Raw genomic sequence first — 12666 nt, forward strand, 5'->3', positions numbered from 1 at the left:
CCCCGCCATGACGCTCGCCGCGGTCGACCGCCTTGTCCACCACGCGACAATCTTCGAGCTGATTATCGAGAGCTATCGACGTTGGTCCGGAGCAAAGACGTCGCCTGTTACTTCAAACCAGTGGCTTGTTCCAAGCGACCCTGGCCAGCGGCCGTCGATAATGGCGTTCGACGATGAAGTGTTTTGATCGAAACTCAATGGGGAAGAGGCTCGCTGCGTAAAGCAAAAAACTGCCGCCGCTGTACGGTCGTCACGCGACTGCGACTTTCGCGCCGCGCGCACTGCCGGTGTTCCTCCCTACCGGCGGGGTGCAGTTTTCAAGGCGCTGGATGGGAGTACTTGCAGCGCATCCGATCGAAGCTTGAGAAGGAGAATGATCCGTAAATCCGAATGGTACACCGAGCTTCTGCATCTCCGCTACGAAGCTGCTGCCGCCCCGCACGGCAGCTTCCGGCGCGCGGCCGAAGTGCTTCGGATCCAGCATTCGCACTTGGAGCACCGTCTCGCAGTTCGCCGTTCGAACAGAATGGCGGTGGCGAGCGGTTGACGACGGCCGGCGCGGAGGTCGTGCAAAAGCCGCGGCATCTTGTGCAGACGGTCATCGCTGCCTGCCAATGCCCGCGAGATTGGCTGCGCTCATGCCAGGAGACTGACCGTCGCGCCCACACGTCGGGGCGGCTCGTAGTGCAGAAAATCAAGGCATTGAGTTCAAGGCATGACGAAGGACATGCAAGTTGTTTTTGAGAAATTTCTGGAACAGCTGTCGGAAAGCGTCGATGAGGCGGAATTCCGCGCAGCCATGGCTGGTGCGGCCGCAGGACTCGAGCTGATCACCTTTGCCTATCTGTCCTTATCTCAGCAGCGTTCGGCGGAGCCCAGGCTGATCTCGAATTATCCGGATCTCTGGACCGCGCACTATCTGCAAAACCGGTACCAGAACGTCGATCCGGTCATTATTCGCGCACGTTATGGCGGATGCCCGTTTCGGTGGGGATCGGATATGCGCGGCTTTGCGACATCACAGGTTCAGCAGAGGCTGTTCGAAGAAGCGGCCGAGTTCAGCATCCGCTGTGGTTTGACGATCCCGATTGTCGATCGCCGCGGCTACATTGCCGCGGTTACTTTTGCCGCTGATGAGCCCAATCCGACATTTCTCCGGGTCGCTGAACGGTATGAACAAGCTCTTCAGCTTATGGCGACCTGCTTTCACGTCAACGTCGTCGCAAGCTGTCTGGCAATCGAACCGTGGACGGCGTTTCGCTGACGGCCCGTGAATATGAGTGTCTGCAATGGGCCGCACGCGGCAAGTTCGCCTGGGATATCGCCTACATCTTGGGCATCAAGCGGCGCACCGCCGCTTTCCATCTGGACAATGCCAAGAAGAAGCTCGGCGTGCGCACCAAAAATCAGGCCGTAGCCCTGCTGGCCTCCTCACGACGTTCCATTCTCTGAGAAACTGAATTCGTCTTTGGTCCCCCTGTGCATGTGCACAGGCTGTTTCGGCTGGCGCATTCGCCTCCAATGGCAGGGAAACTTCTGCCCGGAGGCCCTGATGATCCAGCTTATTGCACCCGATTGGTATGGCGACTTCGCCGACGAACTTCACGAAATGCACCGACTGCGCTACCGCGTATTCAAGGAGCGGCTCGACTGGGACGTGCGGACGAATGGCGGGTACGAGATCGATTCCTTTGACGTGCTCAAGCCGCATTATCTGATCTTGCGCGGTTGCGACGGTCGCGTCGATGGGTGTGTCCGACTGCTTCCGTCGAACGGGCCGACCATGCTTCGCGACACTTTTCCGGTGCTGTTGGACGGGAAGACGGCGCCGGAGGAACCGAGCGTCTGGGAAAGCAGCCGTTTCGCCCTTGATCTTCCGCCATCGGCTCCGAAAGGAGCTGGCGGGATTGCTGTCGGCACTTACGAACTGTTCGCCGGCATAATGGAGTTCGGCCTGTCCCGCTGCCTCAGCCGAATTGTCACCGTCACCGATCTGCGCATGGAGCGCATCCTTCGCCGTGCCGGCTGGCCGCTTGCGCGGATCGGCGACCCCCACTCAATCGGCACGACCCGCGCCGTGGCCGGATATCTCAACGTCTCCACCGGGAGGCTGGACGCCGTTCGACAAAACGGCGGTTTTCATGGCCCGGTGCTGTGGGCGCCGGTGGCCTGCAGGGCCGCGTGATGTCTGGTCGTCGCCTCCGTGCTCAACGCGGGGGTGGATCATGAGCCCGGCAGAAGGCACCGCCGCCGACTGGCCGGATTGGTGGGACAAGAACTCGTACGACTACACCGCTCATTTGACCCGGCGACACTGGGCCTGGGAGTTCTTGCGGCGCAATCCGGCATTCCGGCATGATTTGGCCCATGCACTGGAGCGGGCCGAATGGCTGGAAAATCGGACACCGCTCGACATCATTGCGTCGCGCGTCGACCTGGCGCGCTGGGGCGTTCTGTTTCGCGGACTCTCTCGGGCGCGATGCAGCCGTATTCTGGTGTCCACACCGGTGCCCATACGTCTTGCCGGCTGTCGCGGAACGGGTGTCCTTAACGGCGGCGCCCCCGTTCGATCTGAGGGCGCTGCCATGCCGTGCAATGGTCCTGCTGGCGGGCGACGGTCGCCAACATGTTCTGTTGCGGCGTGCCGACCGGCATCTCCAGCTTGTCGTGTCTGGCGCTAGCGTTTTGCTGCCCGTCCGACTCCATATCGACGCAATCTGGCCCACTGAGCAGTTGAAGCGTCGGCTGTGGGCACTTGAGTGTATCAACAGTCTGACGGCGCACGGACGACTGCCGAAAACGCTGTTTCCGCCGGAAGCGCGCGGTCGCCGCCTCCGCTTCGTCCTTCAGGCGCTCGACGGTTCGCGTTCGGGGGCTTCGCACCGGGAAATCGCCCAAGCGCTGATCGGCGAACCACGGATCCAGGCCGACTGGAAAGATCCTCGCGATCATCTGCGTGACCGCATCCGCCGCGCCATTCGGCGCGGCCACGCGCTCATGAATGGCGGGTACAAGGACTTCCTTGCTTGAAAAGCCCAACGGAACGCGCACGTGATTAGTCAGCTGGCGAACAGTCTTTGTAGCCAGCGATCACCATCCAATTCGCACGGTCGAGATGACTGCGAAGAGCCTTACGGGCGCGCTCCGGTTCGTGTGCCGGATCAATGCCGAGGATCAGATGCGCCATCTCTTCCTCGCTCGCATCATCGGCTGAAGCGTCCAGGAGTCTCATGTAGGTCGTGAAGTGCTCCTTGTCGTAGGCCGTGAGGCTTTGATCTCACCGGTTTCGATCGGTCGATTCATGTCTGCTGCGAGCCTCGCCTGTTCTGTGCTGGAGAAAAACGCATCATATCCCAAACTGGGATAATCCGAAACCGGGATTAGTCGCTGAGCCGGTCCTTTCCTGACCGGTTCGCCACATGCCCAAATCTCTCCGATCACCCCGCCACCAGCGGTTCCTGGCCGAGCTAATTTCGCTGCGCAAGGCCAAGGGCCTGACCCAGGCCCAGGTGGCTGAGAAACTTGGTCGTCCGCAATCCTTCGTGGCCAAATACGAGGGTGGAGAGCGGCGTCTCGACCTCATTGAGTTTCTCGACGTAACTACGGCGCTTGACGCCGATCCGTGCAAGATTCTGTCCAGTCTCCGCTCGTAGTAGGCGCCCGCGCGCCTGATGGCGCGCGCCGGGTGCTCGTGACCCGAGCCCGCTTTTCTTCGGCAGCTCAGGCGGTCTCAGCCATCCGGCTTCGCCCCTGGCGCGGACAGCCTGTCGGCTGCTGATGGCCGCCGGCCTTTCCCGGTGGCGCGGGGTGGGCGGCACTCCCTTCTAGGCCCGCCGCGGCATCCCGCAACCCTTCGCTTGCGCTTCGGGTCCTCCTCTTCGTTCCGGTCCTATCCGACGCGGTCCGCCTTCGACGGCGGGCCTTTCCGGTTGGTCTCGCCGCCACCTCGCTTCCGGGGAAAGGCGCGCGATCGGAGAAGGACGAAACGATGCGTGCAACCTAAAAGCGTTCTGCCCGGACCGTAATGCGCTCCCGTTGGGGGCGGGCGGAGCCGGGCTTCCTATCCACCGCTTGTGCTCGACGCGTTTGGATCAAGCAGAACGAATTATGACCGCCGTGTTTCAAGAAGCTTTGACTTTTGATGCACAAATACGCGGTCTGCGAATGCATTTTGTTGAAGCGACGTCAAATGACGGACGCGAATACAGGGCAAGCACGGCCATTTTGATTGAAGGCCACACCGGGGAAGTCCGTAAGTCGTACCCCGCCCGTGCCTACGTTTCCCAGAGGCGAGCGTACTAGTCTGAAGAAAAAGTACGCTAACTGCCACGTCTATTCGCTACGGGGCCACACCCAAATTTACAGACGGCAGTAGTGGCAGCCTCGCTTCAAATGATAAGATGGTCGAGGGGTAAAAACCGAAATGCTGCGCGAAGATCCTCATCCGTCCGCTCCAACGACGCTTGCCCCGCTTCGAAACCAGGTATTTCGTTCGATCTGGACTGTCACGCAAATATCCAGCCTGGGATGGCTCGTGCAAACAGTCGCCATCAGTTGGCTGATGGCCACCATTTCGGCTTCCGACCTGATGGTCGCACTCGTGCAGGCTGCATCCACATTGCCGGTGTTCTTCCTCTCAATTCTGGCCGGCGCCATCGCGGATAATTTCAGCCGCCGATGGGTGATGTTTGCGGGGCACTGCCTGATAGCATCGGCATCAACGACTCTGATGATTTCTGTGGGTCTGGGATTTGTCCATCCTTGGCTGATACTCGGACTGGGTTTCCTGGCTGGCTGTGGCTTCGCTTTGAATGATCCGGCCTGGCATGCTTCCGTTGGCGATATCCTCGAAAAGCGCGACATTCCGGCTGCGGTGACGCTAATGTCTGTCGGATACAATATTGTGCGCAGCGTTGGTCCTGCTTTGGGGGGAGTGATCCTGGCCTTCTTTGGACCGCTTGCCGCTTTCGCCTTGGCCGCGCTGAGCGATCTGGCGCCTCTAGGCGCAATATGGCGCACCAAATGGAAAGTTCGCTCTTCGCCTCTCCCGCGCGAGAGAATGGCGACGGCAGTTCATGACGGTGTCCGCTTCACTGTAATGTCCTTGGAGATCAGGGCGGCAGTCGCCCGGGCGACCCTTTTCGGCTTGGCCAGCATTGCGATCCTCGCGCTGCTCCCGCTCGTCGTCCGGGATCAGTTGGAGAGCGGCCCGATCGTGTACGGCATTTTGTTGGCCGGTTTCGGCATAGGTGCTTTCATTGCGGGCATGAGCAACGGCTTGCTCAGGCGGATCACGTCTCAAAACAGGCTGGTGGCGTTCGCCTCTGTCGCTTGTGCAGCATGTTGCCTTTCGCTTGCACTTACATCGTCGGTCCCTGTGGCGGCCATTGCGCTGGCGCTCGGCGGCGCGGGTTGGCTCATCACCTGGACCGGCATTGACGTGTCGGTGCAGCTGGCAAGCCCACGGTGGGTGGTCGGCCGAACGCTGTCGATCTACTACGCCTTGAGCGCTGGCGGTATGGCTGCCGGCAGCTGGATTTGGGGTTCTGTTGCGCAGAACTACTCCTTGACCTCGGCTTTGGAGGGCGCCGCGGGGGCTCTCTTGCTGGTTGCAGCAGCGGGAATAGTGTTGCCGATACGTCCATGGGAAGAAACGGACCAGGAAAGTTCGGACTTTCGCGCTCCGGAGCTGGCACTCGATCTGAAGCCCAGAAGTGGCCCAATCGTTGCCAAGGTCGACTATTCCATATCCGAAAAGAATACCGACGCCTTTCTCGCCTGCATACGTGCAAAGCGCCACGCTTTTAGCCGTGCCGGCGCACGAAACTGGACGCTTCAGCGCAACCTGCAGACGCCTTCACTTTGGACAGAGACGTTCCGCACGCCAACCTGGATGGATTTCCTTCGCCTGAACCATCGGCTCACGGCAGCGGACAAGGAAATAGGCCAGCACCTTCTCGCCTTGCATGACGGCGAGCTTCCTCCACACACGGAGCTTTCGATCGAACGAACGACCGAGGCAGCTCGTAGCCGTGCCTCAACATTCGTTTCTCGTCCTCCGAGGTGACGTCATGGTGAAGCTGCCAACCGAAGAGCAGGCGCGATAACGCCGGGCTTACCAGAGGAGAGGGTGTCGCGTTGCGCCCTCTGCAGTTGTTTTGGTTCTGCAAAGCAGGATCGTAGCCCTGCTCATCTGAGAGCGGGCGGCACTGAATGCTGATCCCGGCGATCTGATCAGGCGGCCGCAGAAATAGAAGCAGTATTCGCGGGTCCGGTTGTCTGAACTGATCGTTGGCGAGTTTGAGCTGCAGCTGAATGGCGCCCGCGCCCCTGTGGCGCGCGCCGGGTGCTCGTCAACCGAGCCCGCTTTTCTTCGCCAGGCTCAGGCAGTCTCGGCCATTCGGCTTCGCCCCCTGGCGTGAGGCAGCCTCTCGGCTGCTGACGGTCGCCGGCCAGTTGGCCGGCGCGGTTGTTGTGTTGGCCTTTCCCGGCGGCGCGGGGTGGGCGGCTCTCCCTTCTAGGCCCGCCGCGGCAGCCCGCAACCCTCCGCTCGCGCTCCGGGTCCTCCTCTTCGTTCCGGTCCTTCGGATGCGGTCCGCCTTCGACGGCGGGCCGTTCCGGTCGCGTCTCGCCGCCCACCCCGCTTCCGGGGAAAGGTGCGGGAGATTTGGAGCGGAGGACAAACGATGCATGCAACCGATAAGCGTTCTGCCCGTGGCAAGGCTGGCGCAAGGAAGGGCGGGCGCCCGAGCGCGAGCCTCTATCAGGAGATCACCGACCGCATCATTGCCGAACTGGAGCGCGGCACCGTGCCGTGGGTCAAGCCGTGGGGCAGGGCGAAGGCTGACCTTGGACTGCCGAAGAATGCGGCCACCGGGCGCTTCTATTCCGGCATCAATATCCTGATCCTGTGGGGCGCGGTCATCGAGCGCGGTTACCCCAGCCAGAACTGGCTGACCTTCCGGCAGGCGCTTTCCCTCGGCGGCAATGTCAGGAAGGGCGAGCGCGGCACGACCATCGTGCATGCCGACCGCTTCATCCCGAAAGACGAGAAGGAGCGCGCCAAGGCCGAGGGCGACGAACCGCAGGCCGTGCCCTATTTGAAGCGCTTCACCGTCTTCAACGTCGCGCAATGCGACGGCCTGCCGGAGCACCTCCATACCGCCGCCGGGCCGCTGCCCGAGCGCGAGATCATCCCGCAGGCCGATGCGCTCATTCGCTCAAGCGGCGCGGATTTCCGGATCGGCGGCGATCGCGCTTTTTACATGCCGAGCGGCGACTACATCCAAGTGCCGCCGCAGCCGGCTTTCTTTCACCAGATCGACTATTACCGCACCTGCTTTCACGAGCTTGGCCACTGGACCGGACACCCGAGCCGGCTTGCCCGTGACCTCTCCGGCTCCTTCGGCTCCAAGGCCTATGCCCGCGAGGAACTGGTCGCCGAGATCGCCGCAGCCTTTGTCTGCTCCGCGCTCGGCATCGAGCCGACCGTGCGCCATGCCGATTACATCGGCTCATGGCTGAAGGTTTTGCGCGAGGACAATCGCGCCATCTTCCGCGCCGCCAGCCACGCCTCGAAGGCCGCCGATTTCCTGCTTGGCCGTAACGCCAATGCCGAAGGCACGGTCCCTGAGGAGATCGCGGCATGAGCTCGCGCGATCCCCGAACACTGCAGACCGAGGCGACGCTGGAAGGCGAGCAGACGCTCATTCCTGGTGTGTGCCCGATCACCGTGTGCGACCGGCTCGTCCTTCGGATGGGCACGCCCTTGCGCCCGCGCGCGGCGCAGAAGCCACTCGACATCGGGCTCTTTGATGGCGCCGCGCGCAACCAATTCGACCTGTTCTGACGAGGAGTTTTGCCATGATCCTGATCACCGATGAACTGTGCGCCCGGCTTCTCGCCAACGGCGCTACGGAAACCGAAACCGACCATGTTCCGGTCGTGAAACTGTTCGATCCGACCGGGCCGGCGACCTGGCTTCTGACCGAACTCGACGACGACGGCGACACGCTTTTCGGCCTTTGCGACCTCGGTTTCGGTTTTCCCGAACTCGGAAGCGTCAGCCTTGCCGAGCTTGAAAGCGTCAAGGGGCGGCTTGGCCTCGGCATCGAGCGCGACGTCCATTTCGAGGCGAAGTTTCCGCTCTCCGTCTACGCCGAGGCAGCGAGCAGCGCCGGCCACATCACTGAAGACGAGCGGCTTCTGCGACAGGCAGCAGACGCCCATTCAAGAGCCCATTGCGAGCTTCCGCCCGACACGGCGGCACCAGCGCGTCGATAGGCGCAAAAACCGTCCCGCCGCGTCGGCCTGCAGCCTCTGCGGCGGGAACCCCACGCGAAACGAAGGAGAGTAACGATGCAGCTTGCCCACATTCCACTCGACCGGCCGAACATTTCCGCCGTCAACATGCGTCATGCGAAACGCGCCCCGGACATTTCCGACCTCCTGCCCCCCGTCCGTGCGCGCGGCGTCCTTGTGCCGCTCCTGGTGCGGCCAAACGGATCGCCTGAACACTTCGAAATTGTTGCCGGACGCAGGCGCTATTTCGCGGCGAAGTTTGTCGCCGACGAGCGCGGCGAGGCCGATCCCCTGCCATGCACGATCATGGAGGACGGCGACAACGCCGATGCGCTCGAAGCCTCGCTGATCGAGAACATCGCCCGTCTCGATCCCGACGAGGTATCGCAATGGGAGACGTTTTCGCGGCTGATCAAGCAGGGCCGCACCATTGCCGACATCGCCGCAACCTTCGGCCTCACCGAGCTTCTGGTCAAACGCGTTCTGGCGGTTGGTGACCTGTTGCCGAAAATCCGCGGGGCCTATCGGCGCGACGAGATCGACGCCGAGACTGCGCGCTATCTCACCATGGCCTCGAAGTCACAGCAGAAGGACTGGCTGGAGCTGTTGCCGACCCCGAGCAATACGCGCCGCGCGGCTTCCAGTTGAAGCAATGGCTGTTCGGCGACCAGTCGATTTCCACCAAGGTGGCGCCTTTTTTGCCATGGAGGACTATTCCCGGCCTGATCGTCTCCGACCTGTTCGGCGAGGACAGCTATTTCGCCGACGCCGACCTGTTCTGGCAAAAGCAGAACGCGGCGATCGCCGCCTCCTACTGGAAGCGGGCTGGTGCGAAGTGGTCGTGCTGGAATCGGGTCAGCATTTCCATTCATGGGACCACGAAAAGACACCAAAGAAGAAGGGCGGCAAGGTCTTCATCACCGTCTCGCATCGCGGCGAGGTCGAGTGCCACAAAGGCTGGCTGTCGCGCAAGGAAGCCCGCCGCGCCCGCGCAAAAGACGAGGGCGAAAAAGCCGACACACCCGCCAAGCCGTCGCGGCCGGAGCTTGCAGAACTATGTAGAATCTGCATCGCCATGCCGCCGTGCGCGCGGCCATGCTCGACCACCGGGCGTCGCGCTGCGCCTGATGGTGGCGCATGTCATCACCGGTTCCGCCCTGTGGCAGGTGCGCCCAGACCCGCAGCGCGCCGCCAATGAGACTGTTGCCGCGAGCCTTGCCGGCTGCAAGGCTCAAGCCGTATTCGCCGAGATACTGCACGAGGTTTTGGGCCTGTTGGGCGCGCCGGACAAGGACGGCACCATCGCCGGCGGCATTGGCGACGACTATGCCACGGCGCTTCTTCGGCCTTTTGCTGGCGCTGTCCGACGCCGATGTGATGCGCGTTCTGACCATCGTCATGGCCGAGACGCTTGCAGCCGGCAGCGCCGTCACCGAGGCGCTCGGCAACCATCTGAATGTCGATATTGGCGCGTACTGGCAGCCGGACGATGCCTTCTTCGATCTCCTGCGCGACAGGGAAATCGCCAATCTGATACTCGCCGATGTGGCCGGCAAGCATGTCGCCGACGGCAATGTTTCGGAGAAGGTGAAGACGCAAAAGAAGATCATCCGCGATTGCCTGGCGGGCGAGAACGGCCGCCAGAAAATCGACAACTGGCTGCCGCGCTGGATGAAATTCCCGGTCGAAAGCTACACCAATCGCGGCGGCTTCCGAACCGCCGATCAGTGGGCCAAGGTGCGGTCGCTGCTCGTCTCGGAATGAGCCCGTCACGCCGGGCGGCGGCTTGTCGATAGCCGCCGCTTGGCGCCTCTCCGGGGCCGCGCCGGCTGCACGTTGGCCGACCTTGCACCTCGTTTCGCGCGACAAATCCAGCCGCCAAACTCGCCGCTGTCAGCGCTCGGTCACCACGCAGGCATGCCTGCTTGGGCGGCGCAGGCGCATGGGCAATTTGTCGATCCGGCACTGCGTCTGAGCGCGCTTACCCGGCCGCCGGCACGCCGTCTGCTTGTTGCGTCCTTCGCGATCTCGCGACCTATCTCCATGCGTCTTTTAGGACCATTTCCCTGCGGCTGGCTTGTCGACCTATGGGCGGCTCCGGCCCGCCCGAAACCCTCGCCACCAGCTTTTTTCCCCGCCGCCTGCGGCGGCTTCCTCGCGCCGCTTTGCTTCAAAAAAAGCTGCCGCTCGGGTCCTTCGCTGCCGCTGCGGCCCTGCCGGGTTCGGGCGGTCCGGACGCGCCCATCACGGTCCGCCATCGCAGGGGAATGGTCCCCGGCGACAGCAAAAAGGAGACTTCAAATGACCGCGATCGGTTACGTCACCAAGCAGGAAAACGGCGGCTACAAGGGCCAGCTCAAGACGCTCAGCGTCCGCGCCGACATCGACATCGTGCCCAATCAGGCCAAGAGCGCCGACAACCATCCGGACTTCCGGGTGCTGACGCAAGGGGTCGAAGTGGGTGCCGGCTGGATCCGCACCGGCGAGACCTCCGGCAAGGACTATGTGAGCCTGTCGATCGCCGCCCCCGAGTTCGGTCCGCGCAAGCTTTACGCCAATCTCGGCCGCGCTGCCGGCCAGGATGATGACGACACCTACGCCATCATCTGGAACCCGGTCGACTGATCGGCCGAACTCGAGCCCCGCGCCGCAACCGGCGCGGGGCTCTTGCACTGCGATGCAGGTCCGCCCGAAGGGCGGCGAAAACTCTCCCCCGACTCTTCGCCCGTCCCGGAAACGACCTCGCTCGCCGATCCTCGCCGTCGCTTCTCCTGAGCGACACGAGGACCATCATGGACGACGAAAACGAGCGCGCGGCCCGCGCCAAGAAGGGCAGTCCGTTTCTCAACACCGCGCAGGCGGCCTTCTATATCGGCCTCTCCCAGCGCACCCTGGAAAAGATGCGGCTCGCCGGCGGCGGCCCGAAATACCGCAAGCACGGCCGCTATGTCCGCTACCACATCGATGAGCTCGACGACTGGTCGAAAGGCCGCTCGCAGCACTCCAAATCCGAGGACGATAAGGGCAGTTCCGGCTCTGACGGTGACGGGGGCCGGTCATGAGCGGGCGGCCTTTCATTCATCTGATCGGCAGCCGGCTGAAACGCTTTCGGGCACGCCGGACCATCGCTGTTGCCACTCTCGGCCTTGGCCTGATCGGCTTTACGGTGCTAGCCAAACCGTCACCCTGGCTGGTCTGGAATGCCTCGGCGAGCGCGCCGGTCGGTCTCTACCGGGTCGGTTTCGCGGCGCCAGCACGCGGCGATCTGGTGCTCGTCCGCCCGCCGGAAGCGGTCGCCGAACTCGCCGAAAAACGCGGCTATCTGCCCCCCAATGTGCCGCTGGTGAAGCGCCTTGCCGCGCTGTCCGGCGAGCATGTCTGCGCCTTCAATGAGGCCATCATCATCGGCGGCGAGATTGTCGCCCGCCGCCTCGAGACCGACGCCCAAGGCCGGCCACTGCCATGGTGGAACGGCTGCCGAAGGCTTGGCCGTGACGAGGTTTTCCTGCTCGGCGGCGAGGCAACCGGCTCCTTCGACAGCCGGTATTTCGGGCCGGTCCCGCTCGCAAGTGTCATCGGGAGGCTCGTGCCGCTATGGACCGAGTGACCCTCCTGATGCTGGGCATGATCACGATAGCCCCTTGCGCCTGTTCCGCCTCGACCGGCGCTGAGCCGGCCGCCATTTCCCGTGAACCGCAGCTTCGACGATGGCAGGCGTTCGTATCGGAAGCAAGCGGGCGTTTCGGCATTCCCGAAGGCTGGATTTACGCTGTCATGGACGCCGAGAGCAATGGCGAGACCATGCTCGAGGGCCGGCCCATCAAATCCCACGCCGGCGCAATGGGCCTCATGCAAGTGATGCCTGGCACCTGGCGGGACATGCGTTTCGAGCACGGTCTGGGCGCCGATCCGCACGTTCCGCGCGACAATATTCTGGCCGGAACAGCCTATCTGCGCGCAATGTATGACCGCTTCGGATTCCCCGGCCTGTTCGCCGCCTACAATGCGGGACCGGGCCGATACGAGGAGCATCTGCAAAAGGGCAGACCGCTCCCGAAGGAGACGCTTTCCTACATAAAGGCGCTCGAAGAGGCGGGGATTTCGGCCGCTGACATGAACGCGTTCACGGGCGAATCCGACGCCCCGAAGCGGCGAAACGCCCCGTCCGGAAGCTCTCTGTTCTTCCTTCGGGACGGCGTTCGCGCCGGTAAAACGGACGGCGATCTCTTCGTGCCGCTGGCGACGGATCGCGCTCGGCCGAAGAAGCGGGATCGCTAGCGATGTGTGGGGGAGCCGGGGGAGGGGTGGTGGCGTAAGGCAAGATAAAGGCACCGCCTCCACGAAGCGGTTAAGTTGCTGTCTGCA

At 62.9% G+C, this 12666-nt stretch carries 15 protein-coding genes and 3 pseudogenes; 17 read left to right on the forward strand and 1 reads right to left on the reverse strand.

Features of this window, described 5'->3' with window-relative positions; translation table 11 throughout:
* From G6N73_RS36430 to G6N73_RS25870, 5 genes and pseudogenes are all read left to right on the forward strand, one after another.
* A pseudogene (locus tag G6N73_RS36430) lies at nt 1-187 on the forward strand (hypothetical protein); the annotation flags it as partial.
* A gap of 540 nt (nt 188-727) precedes the next feature.
* Nucleotides 728-1452: pseudogene (locus G6N73_RS25860) on the forward strand (LuxR family transcriptional regulator).
* A 100-nt stretch (nt 1453-1552) separates the two neighbouring features.
* A complete protein-coding gene (locus G6N73_RS25865) occupies nt 1553-2185 on the forward strand; it encodes an acyl-homoserine-lactone synthase (protein WP_165032851.1) in 633 nt (210 codons plus the stop codon).
* 40 nt (nt 2186-2225) lie between these two features.
* Complete coding sequence (locus G6N73_RS38720) at nt 2226-2681, forward strand: transcriptional regulator domain-containing protein (RefSeq protein ID WP_425484141.1); 456 nt, start codon at nt 2226-2228, stop codon at nt 2679-2681.
* Entirely contained in the window at nt 2596-3030 is a 435-nt protein-coding gene (locus tag G6N73_RS25870) for a DNA -binding domain-containing protein (protein ID WP_246252583.1), read from the forward strand. Before G6N73_RS38720 ends, G6N73_RS25870 begins: the two co-directional genes overlap by 86 nt.
* Before the next feature lie 25 nt (nt 3031-3055).
* Here G6N73_RS25870 and G6N73_RS25875 read toward each other — a convergent pair.
* A pseudogene (locus G6N73_RS25875) lies at nt 3056-3268 on the reverse strand (hypothetical protein); the annotation flags it as partial.
* A gap of 151 nt (nt 3269-3419) precedes the next feature.
* Here G6N73_RS25875 and G6N73_RS25880 point away from each other — a divergent pair.
* The 12 genes from G6N73_RS25880 (at nt 3420) to G6N73_RS25925 (ending at nt 12579) form a co-directional block, all read left to right on the forward strand.
* Entirely contained in the window at nt 3420-3653 is a 234-nt protein-coding gene (locus tag G6N73_RS25880) for a helix-turn-helix domain-containing protein (RefSeq protein ID WP_165032852.1), read from the forward strand.
* A 770-nt stretch (nt 3654-4423) separates the two neighbouring features.
* Nucleotides 4424-6067: an MFS transporter gene (locus G6N73_RS25885; RefSeq protein WP_165032853.1), complete on the forward strand. Its 1644-nt coding sequence runs from the start codon at nt 4424-4426 to the stop codon at nt 6065-6067.
* A gap of 619 nt (nt 6068-6686) precedes the next feature.
* Nucleotides 6687-7649 (forward strand): ArdC family protein, encoded by a 963-nt coding sequence (locus G6N73_RS25890; RefSeq protein ID WP_165032854.1) that lies wholly within the window; start codon nt 6687-6689, stop codon nt 7647-7649.
* Nucleotides 7646-7849 (forward strand): hypothetical protein, encoded by a 204-nt coding sequence (locus tag G6N73_RS25895; protein ID WP_165032855.1) that lies wholly within the window; start codon nt 7646-7648, stop codon nt 7847-7849. Before G6N73_RS25890 ends, G6N73_RS25895 begins: the two co-directional genes overlap by 4 nt.
* A gap of 14 nt (nt 7850-7863) precedes the next feature.
* Complete coding sequence (locus G6N73_RS25900) at nt 7864-8283, forward strand: DUF2958 domain-containing protein (protein ID WP_165032856.1); 420 nt, start codon at nt 7864-7866, stop codon at nt 8281-8283.
* Between the two features lie 75 nt (nt 8284-8358).
* Entirely contained in the window at nt 8359-8949 is a 591-nt protein-coding gene (locus G6N73_RS37210) for a ParB/RepB/Spo0J family partition protein (protein ID WP_246252585.1), read from the forward strand.
* 193 nt (nt 8950-9142) lie between these two features.
* A complete protein-coding gene (locus G6N73_RS37215) occupies nt 9143-9499 on the forward strand; it encodes a hypothetical protein (protein ID WP_246252586.1) in 357 nt (118 codons plus the stop codon).
* Between the two features lie 128 nt (nt 9500-9627).
* Complete coding sequence (locus tag G6N73_RS37220; protein ID WP_246252588.1) at nt 9628-10065, forward strand: hypothetical protein; 438 nt, start codon at nt 9628-9630, stop codon at nt 10063-10065.
* Between the two features lie 537 nt (nt 10066-10602).
* Nucleotides 10603-10926 (forward strand): DUF736 domain-containing protein, encoded by a 324-nt coding sequence (locus G6N73_RS25910; RefSeq protein ID WP_165032857.1) that lies wholly within the window; start codon nt 10603-10605, stop codon nt 10924-10926.
* Nucleotides 10927-11093: 167 nt separating this feature from the next.
* The gene (locus G6N73_RS25915) at nt 11094-11363 is read left to right on the forward strand and encodes a helix-turn-helix transcriptional regulator (protein WP_165032858.1); all 270 of its coding nucleotides are present in this window, start codon (nt 11094-11096) and stop codon (nt 11361-11363) included.
* Entirely contained in the window at nt 11360-11908 is a 549-nt protein-coding gene (locus tag G6N73_RS25920) for a S26 family signal peptidase (protein ID WP_165032859.1), read from the forward strand. The genes G6N73_RS25915 and G6N73_RS25920 overlap by 4 nt, the downstream gene beginning before the upstream one ends.
* Nucleotides 11896-12579: a lytic transglycosylase domain-containing protein gene (locus tag G6N73_RS25925; RefSeq protein ID WP_165032860.1), complete on the forward strand. Its 684-nt coding sequence runs from the start codon at nt 11896-11898 to the stop codon at nt 12577-12579. The genes G6N73_RS25920 and G6N73_RS25925 overlap by 13 nt, the downstream gene beginning before the upstream one ends.
* Nucleotides 12580-12666: the final 87 nt, after the last annotated feature.

The organism is Allomesorhizobium camelthorni (genome assembly GCF_011045125.1).
GTDB classification, from domain to species: Bacteria; Pseudomonadota; Alphaproteobacteria; order Rhizobiales; family Rhizobiaceae; genus Allomesorhizobium; species Allomesorhizobium camelthorni.

Bases quoted from the DNA above. Each gene is read 5' to 3' on its own strand.
- G6N73_RS25925 (WP_165032860.1), top strand. From the start codon at position 11,896: ATGGACCGAGTGACCCTCCTGATGCTGGGCATGATCACGATAGCCCCT.
- G6N73_RS25910 (WP_165032857.1), top strand. From the start codon at position 10,603: ATGACCGCGATCGGTTACGTCACCAAGCAGGAAAACGGCGGCTACAAG.
- G6N73_RS25900 (WP_165032856.1), top strand. From the start codon at position 7,864: ATGATCCTGATCACCGATGAACTGTGCGCCCGGCTTCTCGCCAACGGC.
- G6N73_RS25895 (WP_165032855.1), top strand. From the start codon at position 7,646: ATGAGCTCGCGCGATCCCCGAACACTGCAGACCGAGGCGACGCTGGAA.
- G6N73_RS37220 (WP_246252588.1), top strand. From the start codon at position 9,628: ATGCCACGGCGCTTCTTCGGCCTTTTGCTGGCGCTGTCCGACGCCGAT.
- G6N73_RS25890 (WP_165032854.1), top strand. From the start codon at position 6,687: ATGCATGCAACCGATAAGCGTTCTGCCCGTGGCAAGGCTGGCGCAAGG.
- G6N73_RS37210 (WP_246252585.1), top strand. From the start codon at position 8,359: ATGCAGCTTGCCCACATTCCACTCGACCGGCCGAACATTTCCGCCGTC.
- G6N73_RS38720 (WP_425484141.1), top strand. From the start codon at position 2,226: ATGAGCCCGGCAGAAGGCACCGCCGCCGACTGGCCGGATTGGTGGGAC.
- G6N73_RS25880 (WP_165032852.1), top strand. From the start codon at position 3,420: ATGCCCAAATCTCTCCGATCACCCCGCCACCAGCGGTTCCTGGCCGAG.
- G6N73_RS25915 (WP_165032858.1), top strand. From the start codon at position 11,094: ATGGACGACGAAAACGAGCGCGCGGCCCGCGCCAAGAAGGGCAGTCCG.
- G6N73_RS25865 (WP_165032851.1), top strand. From the start codon at position 1,553: ATGATCCAGCTTATTGCACCCGATTGGTATGGCGACTTCGCCGACGAA.
- G6N73_RS25920 (WP_165032859.1), top strand. From the start codon at position 11,360: ATGAGCGGGCGGCCTTTCATTCATCTGATCGGCAGCCGGCTGAAACGC.
- G6N73_RS25870 (WP_246252583.1), top strand. From the start codon at position 2,596: ATGGTCCTGCTGGCGGGCGACGGTCGCCAACATGTTCTGTTGCGGCGT.
- G6N73_RS25885 (WP_165032853.1), top strand. From the start codon at position 4,424: ATGCTGCGCGAAGATCCTCATCCGTCCGCTCCAACGACGCTTGCCCCG.